Genomic DNA, 15266 nt, shown 5'->3' with positions numbered 1-15266 from the left:
TCACACCCGCGCCTTGATGTCATAGGGGGTCTGGCGGAAGGTGACGCCCGCGCCCTGCAGCGTGCGCTCCGACAGCCGGTTGGCCGCGCCATAGACGGTGATCGGCCCGTCCCAGCCTGCGGCCTGCGCGCCCTCGCGCAGCAGGCGCAGCACCGCATGGGTCAGCACATTGCCGCCGCCCGGCGTGCGGTCCTTGAGGATACCGTTGTAAAGCAGCGCCAGCCCGCGCCCGTCATGCGCGCCCAGGAAGGGGCCGGCGGGCGGGCCGGCATCGGGCGTGGCCATGGGCACGCGGAACTCGGTGAACCAGATGTGCCGCGCCAGATCGGCAAAGCGGATATCGGGGTTGATCTGGCCCGAGGCGTCAAAGACCGTGGCACCCAGCGTGCAGAAGCGGAAACCGCCGCCGCCCTCCCATCCGACATCGCGCGAGATGCCACCGTGCTCCCCCTCGATCACCTTGCGCAGGCGGAGTGCGCAGTGGGTGCGGGCATGATCGCCCATCTCCACCCCGATCCAGCGCCGCCCCATCTTTTGCGCGACGGCGGCCGTGGTGCCCGAGCCGAGGAAGCTGTCGAGCACCAGATCGCCAGGGTTGGTGGCGATGTGCAGGATGCGCTGGATCAGCCGTTCGGGCTTGGGGGTAGTGAACGGTGTTTCGCCGAACAGAGCCAGAGTTTCGTTTCGTGCTTCTTGATTGTGCCCAACGTCCGAGTTCAGCCAGATACTTCTCGGAACAACCGGCTTCGGATCTCGGAGAAACTTCTTAATCCTTGGGGACCGAGAGAGCCCGTCCTTTCCCCAGTAAATCATGTTCTCGGCAACATGCTTCGCGTGCGCCTCGGGCCCGTAAGCCCACACGCGGGTCTTCTTTGGCAGGATCGCCTCGCCAGTGTTCGGCTGCGTAATCGGGTAGTAGAGGTTCGGCCGTTCCTCAATTGACTTCGCGCATGTATAGGCAGCCGAGTTCCACGCGCCTCGCGGGTCGTTGTCTGGGTTCCTGTAGTTCGATGCCTGTGCCTCAGAATGGGGCAGCCTGTTGGGCCGCCAATCTGCCTTTGACTTCGCAAAAATTATCGTATGGTCGTGGTCCTTGCTGAAATAGAGGGCATCGTTTGCGGGCGACGTCCTCTTTTGCCAGGAGATGTCGCCTACGAAATTCCGCCGCCCGAACACCTCGTCCATCACCACCTTGAGGTAATGTCCCTCGCGGTCGTCGATGCTGACCCAGATCGAGCCGTCCTCGCTCAGGAACTCGCGCAGCAGCTGCAACCGCGGCACCATCATGGCCAGCCACTTGGTGTGCTCCAGGCTGTCGTCGTAATGCTCGAAGGCCGAGCCGGTGTTGTAGGGCGGGTCGATGTAGATGCATTTCACCCGCCCGGCATAGAGCGGCAGCAGCGCCCGCAACGCCTCGAGGTTGTCGCCCTGCACCAGCAGGTTATCGCCCTCACCTTGTGACAGTTCCGGCACTTCCTCGAGTAGCCGATAAGGCACGCGGTCGGCCGCCTTCAGATCCTGATCGCGGGTCAACCATTGCAGAATGGGCATAAGGGACTGTCCAGTGCTGTTTTTCCCGCACTCTGCCCCCAACGGCGCCCGACCGCAACCGCCGCGCGGCCGGGCAAGGCTGCGTCAACTTGTTTCGAATATTTCGAATGCTCTTGGTGAAGGTCCGGGTTGATGCTATGTTAACTCGGCGGATGGCCTGCCACATGCGACGCAGCGCCCAGCGCCGCCGCGAAAGGGAGTGCGAAACCATGACCATCAACGCCAACATGGCCGAGCCCTTCGGGCATGGCCTGCCGAGCGCGCGTGACCGCGCCACGGCCGACCAGTTGAAGCAGATCCTCGCCGTGCTGCGTGACGAGAACGGCGCACGCTTGCCTTTTCGTGACCCAGAGACCCGCAAGACCGCCGAGATCGTGCTGTCGCCGCTGATGGTCGACCTGATCGCCGATCTGTTGCGCCATATCAGCCGGGGCGAGGCCGTGACATTGGTGCCGGTAGGGCAGATGCTGACCACCCAGCAGGCGGCCGATATCCTCAATGTCTCGCGCCCCTATCTGGTGAAGCTGCTGGAGCTTGGCGATATCCCGCATGAGAAGGTCGGCCGCCACCGCCGGATCAGGGCCGAAGACCTGTTCCGGTACAAGCGCGACCGCGACACACAGCGCGCGGAGGCGTTGGACGAGCTCTTCGCCTCGGACGCCGACCTGATCTGAGCGGCGACGCTGGCCCGCATCGCGGCGGTGCGGGCTGTCTCTGAGCAAGGCGCGCGCATTTGGGCTGTCATTTCCCGCCCGCGCCTTGCGGGCGGGCCGGCCCGGGGGGGGCGCGGCGCCGCCGCCTCTTTAGCCCCGATCCGCCAGCCGGATCAACGCGTCCGCAATATCCTGTGGCACTTCGAGCGGGGTCAAGTGACGCTTGCCGTCGAGCACCTGCAACGCCGAAGCGGGGATCTGCGCGTGCATGGCCTCCGCCATGGCAACCGGCGTTGCGTAATCCTCCGAGCCGACGACAATCTCGACCGGCACCGTAAGTCCGGGCAGCACATGACGCTGATCGCAGGCGCCCAACATGTTGCAGGTCTCGGCATAGGCATCGATGTCGTTTTGCAGGAATACCTGAACGGCCTGCTGAACGACCTCGGGGTGCGCAGCCCGAAAGGCATCTCCGAACCATCTGGTCTGCTGGAACCCGACCAGGGCCTCCAGGCCCTCGTCACGCGCCTTGGCGGCGCGACCGGCCCAGTCCGCGGGGGCTGTATCGCCATACCAAGCGGTGGTGTCGATCAAGCCCAGCCCTCGCAACCCCTCGGGATGGCGCCCGGCATAAGCGATCGCGACACACCCTCCCATCGAGGCGCCCGCGACAAAGGCTTTCTGCCATCCGGCGTGGGCTACAACCGCAGCCACGTCATCGGCGAACTGCTCGACCGAGTAGGGGCCGGGGGTCTTGTCGGAGGCGCCATGGCCGCGGCAATCCAGCGTGATGACCTGAAACCGATCGCCAAGTGCCTCGACCACCGGGTGCCAGAAACTGCCAGTCATCGCGAGCGAGTGGATGAGGACAAGCTTGTCGGCGACCGTGTCCGGCCCGTGCAGTTGATAGTAAAGGGTGGCGCCGTCAGTGGCCGTGGCTTTGAGCGTCATGGAGATGTTCCTCGTGTCTGGCTTCGGAGGGACAGCGGGCCCCCCGGCAAATTGCCTGTGCTGAACCGCAGGCCGCAGGCATGGTGGTGGTGACTTCCCATCGTGTCGGTGCGCGGCGGGCTGCTGTTCTGCAGCCCGCAGGCATGGTTTGTCAGTCGAATTCCTGCATCGGTGCGTGAATGTACTCCTGCTTGACGCGCACATCGAGCACCACGGCGGCACCGGCGGCAACGCGATCGAGCGCCTGCTCTAGCGCGGCGGGCAGATCGGCCAGATCGGTCACTGGCTCGGGCGCCTCCAGGCCAAGGCCGCGCGCCAGGGCGCCGAGGTCTGGCTCCGGGCCTTGCATCCGCTGGCCGATGGGCGCGTTCTCTTCCGGGCGGGCACGTTTGTGCGCGACTTTGATCTGGTGCTCCTCGTCATTGTAGTAGGAATGATTGTTGGCCACGAGGAACAGCAGCGGAAGCTTCTCGGTCGCGGCGTTCCAGATCGAGGTCAGGCCCATCGTATAGTCGCCATCGCCAAGGATCGCCACGGTCAGCCTGTCAGAGCCGATCTCGCGCAGGCCAAGCGCGGCGCCTACCGCAATCGACGGCCCGGCACCAAGGCCGCCGCCGCCGGTGTGGCCTAGGAAATCGAACGGATGCTCGATGACATTGGCATTGGTCGGCCAGCCCAGCGGACGCCCGGTGATGGTGATCTTGCGCCCTTCGCTGGCGAGCGAAAAGGCATGGGCCAGGTCCATCAGCCCGATGGGGCCGGATTTCGCGGGCGCGGTGGCCTTCCAGACGCGTTTTGCGGCGGGCGCGGGCTTCTTGCGCAGCGGGCGCAGGCCTTCCAGCAGGCGTGTCACGGCAGTTTCGGGCACCGTGGGGATGTTCACGTCAACGGCCGGCAGCCCGCCGTAATCCATGTTCCAGCCGCGGTGGATCTGGAAGTCGTTCGACACGGTGATGACCGGCGGGCGCGGTTTGCCCTGCGGGAAGGCCAGCTTGAGCGCGTTTCCGGCATCCAGCCAATCAAGCATCAGGACGGCGTCTGCGTTCTCGATCGCCTCAAGCACCTTGCCCTTCAGTCGCCAGCCGGTCTCGCCGATGAAGGCTGGGTGTGTGGTCGGAAAGCCTGCCGGCAGTTTCATGTGCGCGCAGGTGCGGGCATTCAGGATTTCGGCCAGCTCAATGCGCTCGGCCCATGCCTTTTCGCAGCGGCTGGAGCGGCCGCAGAAGATGAAAGGCCGCTCGGCCTTGGCCAGGATGTCGATCGCGGCCTCAAGCGCGCCCGCGGGTGGCTCCGGGTTCTCGGGCGTGCGGAATTTTTCGATCGGGTCGAATTGCGGGCGCTCGGTCAGTTCCTGTTCCTGGATGCTGACGTCCATCGTCAGGTAGACAGGGCCCATCGGGCGGGTATTGGCCAGTTGGGTGCCCCGACGGATGGTTTCGACCGCCGCTTCGGGTGAGCCTGGCTGATCGTCCCATTTTGTATAGCCGCGCACGATCTCGGCCTGGTCGGTGGTAGTGTGGATCCATTCGATCCAGGGGCGGCGCTTGGCCGCGTCGATCGGCCCGGTCGCGCCGATGACGACCATTGGAATGCGATCGCACCACGCGTTGAAAATCCCCATAGAGGCATGCATCAGCCCGACATTGCTGTGCACCGCGACAGCCAGCGCCTTGTCGGTCACCTTGGCATAGCCCTGGGCGATGCCGACCGCGTGTTCCTCGTGCATGCAGGTGATGATCTGGGGGGTTTCGTTGCCCAGATAGTTGACCAGCGAGTCGTGCAAGCCGCGGTAGCTGGCGCCGGGATTGAGGCAGATATAGGGGAAATCCTGCTCGCGCAGGGCATCGGCGATGATGTCGGAGCCGTAAAGCGTCTTCGCCTGGTTGTCCGCCTTCGGATCGTGCGGCTTGTTCATCTTAGTATCCTTTCTTCGGGGTTGGACAGTGCGCCGTTCACAGGATGCGGCCGAAAGTGGCTCGCAGCGCCGGGAACAGGTCGCCTAACAGCGATTGTGGCCAGGGAATGTTCAGCATGTTCTGAAATAGCAGGTACAAGGCCAGCACGAAGGGGACCACGATCAGTAGCGTGTGGTGCCAGCGCGTGCGCCCTTCGGTCAGCATGTAGACGATGCCAAAAAGCGCAATGGCGGGCAGCATCCCAACGAGGCGTATGCTCACCAGCAGCCCGACCAGCCACGCCATCTGCCGCAGCACCAAGGCAAGCGGCTCGGCCGTGGAGGGCCGTATCCTGGGGGCACGTCCGGTCAGGAAACCCAGGGCCAGTAGCCCTCCCGCCAGCAACCCAGCGTAAGACAGAGCGTGCGGCATCATCCGCGCCGAAAATCGCCAGTCCCACGAAGACCAGAGTACATAAGAGAAGAGGCCGATCACGCCCACCAGCAAGATGATATCCGCGTAGTGGTCCGCACGACGAGCCACGCCCGCGCCGTCTGGGCGGGGAACAGCGGCGGGCTGTGCGGGGGACTGTGCGGTGTCCCGCCGCTTTGTCAGGCTCGCATAGGCCCATTTGATCATGGGTGTCAGCAGCATCAGCGCCATCACGGTCAGCAGCGTGGCGGGTACCGGCATGGTCACCCATGCGAATTCGTACCTGAGCACCGAGATAAAGAGGTAGTTCTCGATCAGCGCCCCCAGCACGAATGCCAGGATCAGGGGCGCGCGCGGCCAGTCTAGACGCTTCATCATCCAGCCAATGATTCCAAAGATGAGCAACACAGCCAGATCGCCCAGGCTCCGCGACGCCTGATAGGCCCCGATCGTCATCACACTGAAGATGAGCGGCACCAGAATGCCGCCCCGGATCAGGGCCAGCTTGGCGAACTGTCCAGCCAGCAGCAGGCAAAGGCCCGCGCCCAGGATGTTGGCCAGCGCCACGGTCCAGATCAGTGTGAAGGTCACATCCAGCCGTGGCCCCAGCATGTCGGGACCGGGTGAAATGCCATGAATAAGGAAGGCACCAAGCAAGATCGCCATGGTTGCCGAGCCGGGCACACCGAAGGCGAGCGTGGGGACCAGTGACCCACCTTCCTTGGCGTTGTTGGAGCTCTCTGAAGCGATGACGCCGCGCACGTCGCCTTTTCCGAAGGTCTCGGATGAATTCTTGGTCACCTGCGCGGCAAAGCCATAGGCGACCCAGTCGATGACATTTGCGCCCACACCGGGGATCGACCCCAGCAAGGTGCCAATGCTCGAGCAGCGCAAGACAAGCCACCAGTTGCGCAAGGTGTCACGCACGCCTTCGAACTGCTGGCGAAAGTCGGTCTGAACGTCGTCGCGGGCAATCTTGCGTTTCGAGGCCCCCAAGTCCAGCATCTCTGGCACAGCGAACAGCCCCAGGGCAACCGCGACCAGCGACAGGCCATCCCAAAGGTAGAAGGTACCAAAGGTCCAGCGCATGGTGCCGGTCTGTGCTTCGTCGCCGATGGTGGCCAGAAGCAGCCCCACAGCGGCGGCGATCAGCCCCTTGACCATCGCGCCCTTGCTAAGCGTGACAACAAGCGTCAACCCCAGCAGGCAGATGGTCAGCATGACCGGAGTGCTGACTGAAAGAATGAAAGGCCGAATCACCGGCACCGAGACCGCCAGGATCAAGGCACCGAAAAGCCCGCCGATCACCGAGGCCGAGAACGCCGCCCCCAGTGCGCGGCTCGCCTGGCCCTGGCGTGCCATGGGGTGGCCATCAAGCACTGTCGCCGCCGAGCCAGTGGTGCCGGGCACCCCGAACAGCACTGCAGGGATTGTGTCAGAAGTGGTCGTAACTGCCGATACGCCAACGAGAAACGCCAATGCGGTGAAAGGATCCATCGCGAAGGTGAAGGGCAAAAGGAGGGATAATCCCACAAGCCCGCCGATGCCGGGGATCACCCCCACCATCAATCCAAGTAGCGTTCCCAGGACCACAAATGCCAACCGCATCGGGTCCGACAATGTGATGAGTGCATCAAGTGCCGCGTCTAGGACCAAGGTCGTTTCCTCCGCAATGTGGTTGGCTGCGCGCTGGATCGCATATTGCCTATTGTCATAATGTATGGCAAGCATACTTGCAGACGTTATTTGCGGATCCCGTTTTTCGGGGCACGCTTTTCAACGTTCAAAAGCAGGTTCCGGCAGGCCGGCGCCTTGATTTGTCTGGGAGGAGAAAAAATGCTCAACTTCACACGCAGGACCACAATTGCCGCCGGCGCGGCCGCGTTGATGATTGCGGCGGCCCCGAATGCAGAGGCGCAAAGCGTCGAAGACATCTATAGCGGGCAAACGCTGACAATCCTCATCGGTCACCCGCCGGGTGGGTCCTATGATCTGTATGCGCAGCTGGCGGCGGCGTATTTCGGCGACTTCGTGCCGGGCAACCCCAACGTCATCGTTCAGCACATGCCGGGCGGCGGCGGGCGGCAGGGGGCGGCCTATTTCATCAACAACACGCAACCCGATGGCCTGACGGTGGCTATTCTGCCTGACACGCTTGGGCATATCGAGTTGCTTTCGCCCGACATCGCGGCCTGGTCGGCCGAGGATTTCCGCTATGTCGGCCGCTTCGCCAACGCAAATGCCGCGTTCCTCGTGCGCGCGGGCGCGCCGGCCACCACCATCGAGGAAATGCGCGATACCGAGATCGTTGTCGGTTGCACCGGTCAGGGCGCGCGCAGTGGTCAGCAGCCCACCGCCATGCGCAATGTCGCAGGGCTCAAGCTGCGGGTGATCTGTGGGTATCAGGGCTCGGCGGCGACCGAACTGGCCACTCTGCGCGGCGAAGTCGACATGGTCACGCAAAACTACGCGTCAGTGTTTGCCGCACCCGAGCCGGTCGACAGCGGCGAGATGATCATCGTGCTGCAAGCCGGCCTTCAACCGGACCCCAACATCCCCGATGTCCCTCTGATGCAAGACGTCGTGGAAGACGAGGAAGCCAAGGAGATCCTGCGCTTCATCTCAGCCGCTTCACCGGTCGGGCGCTCCATGATGGTGCATCCCGACACCGATGAAGAGATCATCGCGGCCCTGCGCACCGCCTTTGAAGAGATGATCCATGATCCAGACTTCCTGGCCGAGGCCGAACGCCGCCAGGCGCTGATCGACTACATGCCCGGCGAAGAAGTCGAGGCGATCATGCAGGATATCATGTCCGTTTCGCCGGAACTGCTGGAAAAGGCAGTGAGCGCGATGGACGATTCCGACGCAGAGGTCGTCGCACAATAAGACCGGGCGTTGGCCCCGACAACGGGGCACCCCACAATCGAAGACACCATCAGCAAGGGCCGGTTTTCCGGCCCTTGCACGTCCAAAAGCTCGCGACAAGGCCAGCGGGTCTGGCATGACGGGCGTCATAATGCGGCATGAGTGTATGAAAGGCCCGAACATGAACGAACAGACATCCGATCACGCCCCCGTTGATCTGCAAGATCACCTTGGCAGGTTGGAAAAGGCCGGCCTGCTGACCCGGATCCAGCGCGCCATCGACAAGGACAGCGAACTGCACCCCCTGGCACGCTGGCAGTTTCAGGGCGGGCTGCCCGCCGAGGACCGCCGGGCGTTCCTGTTCACCGATGTCACCGATGGGGATGGGCGGAAATATGACATCCCCGTGGTGGTCGGGGCCCTAGCGGCAAATCCCGAGATCTACGCAATGGGCCTGGGCGTGCCCGTGGACCAGATCGGTAGCGTCTGGAGCAGGGCCATCGCCAACCCGATCCCGCCCGAGCACGTCTCGGAGGGGAAATGCCAGGAGATCGTCTGGACAGGCGAGGATCTGACCCGGCCGGGCGGCGGCCTTGCGGCGCTGCCGGTGCCCATATCGACCCCCGGCTTTGACGCCGCGCCCTATCTGACAGCGACCCTGGTCGTGACCCGCGACCCCGAGACCGGCGTGCAGAACATGGGCACCTATCGCGGCCAGCTCAAGGCGCAGGACCGGCTGGGGGTTCGGATGGCCTCGCGGCTTGGCGGGGCGGGCGGTTATGTGCACTGGCTGAAATACAAGGAACGCGGGCAGCCCATGCCTGTCGCCATCGTGATCGGCACGGCGCCTGCGGTGCTGTTCACCGGCCCGCAAAAGCTGCAGATTGATGTGGATGAGCTTACTGTCGCGGGCGGACTGATGAGGCAAGCTGTGAAGGTCACGCAGTGCAAGACCTGCGATCTGGTCGTTCCCGCCGATTCCGAGATTGTCATCGAGGGCGAGATCGCGACCGACTACCTAGAGCCCGAAGGCCCCTTCGGCGAGAGCCACGGCCATGTGGCGCTAGAAGATTTCAACATGTCGATGAAAGTTACCGCGATCACCATGCGGCGCAAACCTGTCTTCGTCTCGATCGTCAGCCAGGTGACACCCAGCGAATCCTCCGTGCTCAAGAAAGTCGCCTACGAGCCGCTCTTTTTCGATCACCTCAAGAAGGCGCTGAACGTCAAGGGCATCAAGCGGGTGGTCATGCATGAGCCGCTGACGAACATCCGCAAGGTGATCTTCTTGCAGTTCGACAGGTCGGCCCCGCAAACCGAAGTGTGGCGCGGGCTGCACGGGGCGGCCAGCTTGCAGGCGCAATGCGGCAAGGTGGTGATTGCTGTCTCCGAGGATATCGAGCCCAATAACGCCGATGCAATCTTCTGGTCCATCGCCTACCGGTCGAACATCACGACGGATGTGGTGACGGTGCCCTATCGCTCGGGCGGACATGGACCCAAGTCGAACCGCGGCGTGCCCGATGGCACCTTGCTGATTGATGCAACGCTCAAGGCCGATATGCCGCCCCTGGCGCTTCCCGGCAAACAGTATATGGAGAACGCTCGCAAGATCTGGGAAGAGCTTCAGTTGCCCCGCCTTACCCCACAGCCGCCCTGGCACGGGTATGAACTGGGCGACTGGGATGAACGTTGGACACAATATGCCAACCGTGCCGTCGCTGGAGGCTGGCGTGAGACCGGGCAGGAGACTTTCGAGAATCGGCGCGACGGGTTCAAGCCGGAAACTCCCGTGCGCGACGTCGACGGCTAAGATCGCAGCCGCACGAGCAGTGTACGCGGCGGAGGCGGGAAAGGAACCAAGCAGCCATGCAGCCCGGCAGCGGCGCGCGCCAGAAATTCGATCCCGGCAGGTTCGCGCTTGCGGTCGCCATCAGTATCGTTGGCGGCCTGCTGTTCACTTGGCTCACGATGCCATTGCCCTGGCTGCTGGGGCCGATGGTATTGAATACGATCGCCGCGCTTAGCCGGGCCCCCGTTCAGGGACCGGTGGCGATCAGGCCCTATGTCATCGTGGTCATCGGCGTCATGCTTGGGTCGGGCTTCACGCCGGACCTGCTGGACCGACTCGCTGTTTGGGGCGTGTCGCTGGGCTTTGCGGTTGTGTATCTGGCCTGCGCCGCTCTGATTACAATCCCCTACTACCGGCTGATCGGCGGGTTCGATCCCGCCACATCCTATTTCTGCGCGATGCCCGCCGGCCTGAGCGAGATGACCGTGATCGGCAAGGCCATGGGAGCGGACGATCGCCGGATCGCCCTGGCGCATGCGTCGCGCATCCTGATTGTCGTGATTTCGCTGGGGGTCTGGTTTCGGCTGTTCTCGGGGCTGGACCTGGGCGACGGCATAAGCGGTGGAACCAGCGTGCGCGACACTCCGTCTCTGGAGCTGGTCAAGCTGTCTGCCGTCGGGGTGGCGGGATTTTTCCTGGGGCGCAGGCTGCGGCTTCCGGCGCCCACTCTTCTTGGGCCGATGATCCTGAGCGCGGGGCTGTATGTGTCGGGCATCGTCAGCGCGCCCCCGCCTTCTGAGCTTGTCCTCGCGGCGCAGTTGCTGCTGGGCACCATCATCGGCTGTCGTTTTGTTGGCATGAGTCCGCGCGTGGTTGGGGGCGCGTTGATCATGGGCCTTGGAGCGGCTGCGCTTTTGCTGGGCCTGACGGTCCTTTTCGCCATGGTGCTGATGGGCGTCCTGCAACGCGACTTTCTTGCAATTCTTTTGGCGTTCGCGCCCGGCGGGCTGACCGAGATGAGCCTTATTGCCCTCGCGATAGGCGTTGATGTCGGATATGTGTCCAGCCACCATGTGGTGCGGGTTGCCTGCGTGGTCGCTTTTGCGCCTTTGATCTTCCGGTTATGGCGCCGTTTCTCTGGAAAGTAGCCTGATTTATGCCTATCCTTATTTGTGGGACGGTATGACCATGCCAAATTCTGCAATTTCAGATTGTGAGAGGATCAAGTCGGATGATGCAGCGGGAATCAGGGACTGCCGGGTTGGCGCCGATCCATCAGGAATCTGCACCACTCAGGGCGCGCATCATCGAATCCATGCGCAAGGCGATTGAACTGGGGTTGCTGACACCCGGAGCGCGCCTTGTCGAAAAGGATCTCTGCCAGCAACTTGGGGTCAGCCGCACTTCGTTGCGCGAGGCGCTGCGCGAACTCGAATCAGAAGGCGTTGTCCGGCAGGCGGCTTCACGCGGGTTGACCGTGGCGCGGATATCACTGCGCGACGCCGAGAATATCTATTTGATACGCGCCGATATCGAGGCCTTGATTGTCCAGCAGTTCATCGAGCGTGCTACAGATCCGCACATGGACGAGTTCACGAAGATCTGCGGCCAATTGCTCGATAGCTACCGCGCCGGAGAATTCCAGATGATCACCGGTGCCAAACGAGAATTGCACCGGCATCTGTGCAAGGTGGCCGAGAACGATGTCGCGCTTGAGTTTCTGTCACGCCTGACGCTGCGAACGGCGCAGTTGCGGCGCAATTCGCTCAATCGTGCCGACCGGCAGGCACAGAGCATCCGCGAGATCGAGGCCATGCGCGACGCCGTTCTCGCGCGCGATGTGGCGATGGCGCGAAGGATGGCGTGGGAACATGTCAACAGCGCTGCCAATTCAGCCCTCGGCCTGGCGCGCAGTTCGGAAATCGAGCAAGCCAAGGGATAGGCCGACGGTCTTGCGGCAGCGAACCGGGGCGCGTTGTCTGCCGGGGGGCGTGCGCGCGGCATTCAGCGCGCTCAAGAGCTTTCGGTCCAGCGATGCACCATCGGCAAGTGAATACCGAACAGGTCCAGGGCCCGCCCAACCGTTTGTGTCACCATCTCGTCCAGTGAGGCAGGCTTGCTGTAGAACGCCGGCACCGGCGGCATGATGATGGCGCCATTGCGGTCGGCTTGCTGCATCAAGGCCAGGTGACCGGCATGAAACGGTGTCTCGCGCAGCATCAGCACGACGCGGCGGCGTTCCTTCAGGCAGACATCGGCGGCCCGGACGATCAGCTCGTTATTGTAGCAATGCGCGATCCCGCTCAAAGTCTTGATCGAGCAGGGCGCCACCAGCATACCCTCGGTGCGAAACGACCCCGAAGCGATCGAGGCGCCGATGTCGCGATGACTGTGGACATGATCGGCCAGTTTCTCGATGTCGCTGGCAGCCATGGAGGTTTCGTGCAGCGCCGTGCGCAGTGCCGCCGGCGATATGACGGCGTGGGTTTCGATGTCTTCGACCTCGCGCAAGAGTTGCAGCGCCCGAATTCCGTAGATGGAACCCGAAGCACCGCTTAGCCCGATGATGATGCGCCGCATGTGATGTCCTTTGCATGGTGCCTTATTAGGTTTGCTAGCCGCCCTCGGCGCCGCGCTTGCAATCAGTAAATAGAAGTGCGGATCAAAGGCTTTCGGTGTCGCGGATCGCTTGCCAGACCCGTGCGGGCGTGGCGGGCATATCTAGGTGGCGCACACCTAGTGGAGCAAGCGCATCCGAAACCGCGCTGACGACTGCGGCCAACGCGCCCACAGTGCCCGCTTCGCCCGCACCCTTTACGCCAAGGGGATTTTTCCGTGTCGGAACCGGGTGGCTGATGACCTCGATCATCGGGACATCCATGGCACGCAGCATGCTGTAATCCATAAAGCTTGCAGTCAGAAGCTGGCCTGAGTCCGGGTCGTAGACGATCTGCTCGCCCAGGGCCTGACCCGCCCCCTGAACCACACCGCCAACGATCTGGCCCTTTACGATTATCGGGTTGAGGACAGTGCCCACGTCATCGACCACGACATAGCGCAGCAGCGTGACGACGCCGGTTTGCGAGTCGATCTCGACTTCGCAGACGTGACAGCCGTTCGGATAGGTCGGGCCGTCGGTGGCTTGGTAATGTTCGGTCCGTATCGTGCTGTCGCGCTGCGCCAGCACCTTGCGCAACGCAACGGTGAGATCCGTGCCCATCACCCGGAATTCACCCCCGATCAGTTCAAGGTCATCGGGGGCGACCTCGAGCTGGTCGGCTGCGTCTTGCTTGAGAATGGCTATGATTTCATCCAGCCCGGCAAAGATCGAGGTGCCCGCCGCTGCCAGCGTTCTTGACCCGAAGGTGCCGATCCCGCGCGCCACGAGATGCGTGTCACCGGTCAGGATGCTTATCTCGTCAGGCTCCAGGCCCAGTCTTTGGGCCACCAGCATGCGAAATGAGGTGGTATGCCCTTGTCCGGCATCGCAAGAGCCGACGCGCAACATGACACGTCCCTGCGGGGTCAGCTCGATCGCCGCGTATTCGGGGTTTGGTCCGGTTGCGGGGCCGCCGGCGATCTCGATGGGGTTGGATATGCCGATCCCCCTCAGCCGCCCGCGTTTGCGCGCGGCTTCCCGCCGTGCGGGAAACCCGGCCCAGTCCGCCGCATCAAGCGCCTGGTCCAGAATCGCGACAAAATCCCCGGAGTCGTAGTTGAATGCCAGCGGTGTCTGATAGGGGAACTGATCGACCGTGATCATGTTGCGCCGGCGCAGCTCTGCCCGGTCGATGCCAAGCTCGGCGGCGGCCAGGTCGATCAGGCGCTCGATGACATAGGTGGCCTCGGGGCGACCGGCACCGCGATAGGGCGCGGTTTGCTGCGTATTAGTGAAATACCCTTCGACGGTGACATGCGCGACGGGGGTGCGATAGACACCGACCAGTCCGCCGATATTGGCCACCGGGGGATGCACGGTCGAGGGGCCGAGGCGCGCACCTAGGTTAGCACGTATGGTTACGTCCAGGCCCAGGAAGTGGCCGTCACTATCGATCGCCAGCGCGGCATCGACAAGCTGGTCGCGGCCATGGGAATCGCTGTTGAACGATTCCACTCGGCTGGCGGTCCAGCGCAGGGTGTGGCCGGTCTTGCGCGCGGCCCAGAGCGCCAGCGCATATTCGGGATAGCCAAAGTTCTTCATCCCGAAAGAGCCGCCGCAGGCTCTGCTGATGACGCGAATATCCTTGGGCTGGAGCCCCAACGTCGCCGCAAGATCGCTGGCGATGCGGTGCGGGGCCTGGCTGCCCAGATCGAGTGTGTAGACGCCCGTCGCCGCATCGAAATCGGCGCGCAACGCTCGTGGCTCCAGCGCCGCGGCCGTGACCCGCGAGATGGGCAGCGTGTGGCGCACCACATGCGCCGCATCTGCCAGCGCTGCGCGGGTCGCTTCAGCGTCACCTTTGTGCAGGCGAAAGCACAGATTGTCGGGATATTCCGGCCAGACGCGGGGCGCATCGGGATGCATGGCACGGGCCAGATCGGTGACGGCTTCGGTCTCGTCGATGTCCCACTCGATTAGTTCCGCGGCGTCTTCGGCCTGCGCCCGTGTGCGGGCAAATACGACGGCCACGATCTCACCGATCGCGCGCACACAGTCGGTGGCGATCGGCGGGTGCGGGGGGCGGCGCATCTTGCCGTCGTCGGGGCCGGGGTGGTTCAGTCGGCTTTCCAGCATGCCCATGCCATCGGCAACCCAGTCTTCTCCGGTCAGGACGCAGGCAACGCCGGGCATGTCTCGCGCGGCATCGGCTTGAACCTTGCCGATCCAGCCCGCCGCGCTCACCGAGCGGGCGAAGGCGATATGCAGCCCGTCGCTATCGGCCCCGAGATCGTCGGCGAATTCTGCCTGACCGCGCAGCAATGCATTGTCTTCGACGCGGCGCATTCCGTTGTCGAAATTCATTCCGTTCCCCTCGTTTCGGCGTCAGTCCGCCCGGATCGCCACTTGCCGCGCCTGCCGCTGGCACCTTGCTTCGCATGAATTTCTGCTTGTAAGCCATACTGTCATACATTAATACAGCAGACAATGGTAGGCAACATGGTGCGGCGCGGCAACAGCATGGA

11 protein-coding genes are annotated in these 15266 nt (G+C 63.4%); 5 read left to right on the top strand and 6 right to left on the bottom strand.

Annotation, left to right across the window (positions count from 1 at the left end; genetic code table 11):
• Window positions 1–1551 (bottom strand): site-specific DNA-methyltransferase, encoded by a 1551-nt coding sequence (locus DQ229_RS11595; protein WP_114966434.1) that lies wholly within the window; start codon window positions 1549–1551, stop codon window positions 1–3.
• A 209-nt stretch (window positions 1552–1760) separates the two neighbouring features.
• Between DQ229_RS11595 and DQ229_RS16835 the strand changes: the two genes are divergently transcribed.
• Window positions 1761–2225: a helix-turn-helix domain-containing protein gene (locus DQ229_RS16835; RefSeq protein WP_114966482.1), complete on the top strand. Its 465-nt coding sequence runs from the start codon at window positions 1761–1763 to the stop codon at window positions 2223–2225.
• 129 nt (window positions 2226–2354) lie between these two features.
• Here DQ229_RS16835 and DQ229_RS11585 read toward each other — a convergent pair whose 3' ends face one another.
• From DQ229_RS11585 to DQ229_RS11575, 3 genes are all read right to left on the bottom strand, one after another.
• Window positions 2355–3155: an alpha/beta fold hydrolase gene (locus DQ229_RS11585; protein ID WP_114966433.1), complete on the bottom strand. Its 801-nt coding sequence runs from the start codon at window positions 3153–3155 to the stop codon at window positions 2355–2357.
• Window positions 3156–3306: 151 nt separating this feature from the next.
• Window positions 3307–5070 (bottom strand): thiamine pyrophosphate-binding protein, encoded by a 1764-nt coding sequence (locus tag DQ229_RS11580; RefSeq protein ID WP_114966432.1) that lies wholly within the window; start codon window positions 5068–5070, stop codon window positions 3307–3309.
• Between the two features lie 37 nt (window positions 5071–5107).
• Window positions 5108–7090 (bottom strand): tripartite tricarboxylate transporter permease, encoded by a 1983-nt coding sequence (locus tag DQ229_RS11575; protein WP_238381055.1) that lies wholly within the window; start codon window positions 7088–7090, stop codon window positions 5108–5110.
• Between the two features lie 228 nt (window positions 7091–7318).
• Here DQ229_RS11575 and DQ229_RS11570 point away from each other — a divergent pair, with 228 nt between their 5' ends.
• From DQ229_RS11570 to DQ229_RS11555, 4 genes are all read left to right on the top strand, one after another.
• A complete protein-coding gene (locus DQ229_RS11570) occupies window positions 7319–8371 on the top strand; it encodes a tripartite tricarboxylate transporter substrate-binding protein (protein WP_162300848.1) in 1053 nt (350 codons plus the stop codon).
• Between the two features lie 160 nt (window positions 8372–8531).
• On the top strand, window positions 8532–10163 hold the full coding sequence (locus DQ229_RS11565; protein ID WP_114966480.1) for a UbiD family decarboxylase: 1632 nt from the start codon (window positions 8532–8534) through the stop codon (window positions 10161–10163).
• A 56-nt stretch (window positions 10164–10219) separates the two neighbouring features.
• Window positions 10220–11290, top strand: a complete 1071-nt coding sequence (locus DQ229_RS11560) for an AbrB family transcriptional regulator (protein ID WP_114966430.1) — start codon at window positions 10220–10222, stop codon at window positions 11288–11290.
• Between the two features lie 83 nt (window positions 11291–11373).
• Window positions 11374–12084 (top strand): GntR family transcriptional regulator, encoded by a 711-nt coding sequence (locus DQ229_RS11555; protein ID WP_338014170.1) that lies wholly within the window; start codon window positions 11374–11376, stop codon window positions 12082–12084.
• Between the two features lie 71 nt (window positions 12085–12155).
• Here the strand turns inward: DQ229_RS11555 and DQ229_RS11550 are convergent, their stop codons facing one another.
• Together DQ229_RS11550 and DQ229_RS11545 are read right to left on the bottom strand one after the other, a co-directional pair.
• Window positions 12156–12722: a UbiX family flavin prenyltransferase gene (locus DQ229_RS11550; protein ID WP_114966429.1), complete on the bottom strand. Its 567-nt coding sequence runs from the start codon at window positions 12720–12722 to the stop codon at window positions 12156–12158.
• An 82-nt stretch (window positions 12723–12804) separates the two neighbouring features.
• A complete protein-coding gene (locus DQ229_RS11545) occupies window positions 12805–15105 on the bottom strand; it encodes a xanthine dehydrogenase family protein molybdopterin-binding subunit (RefSeq protein WP_202909564.1) in 2301 nt (766 codons plus the stop codon).
• Window positions 15106–15266: the final 161 nt, after the last annotated feature.

Origin of the sequence: Alkalilacustris brevis (assembly GCF_003350345.1) — a bacterium.
GTDB lineage: Bacteria > Pseudomonadota > Alphaproteobacteria > Rhodobacterales > Rhodobacteraceae > Alkalilacustris > Alkalilacustris brevis.
This window is presented reverse-complemented; position numbering and strand designations above follow the sequence as displayed.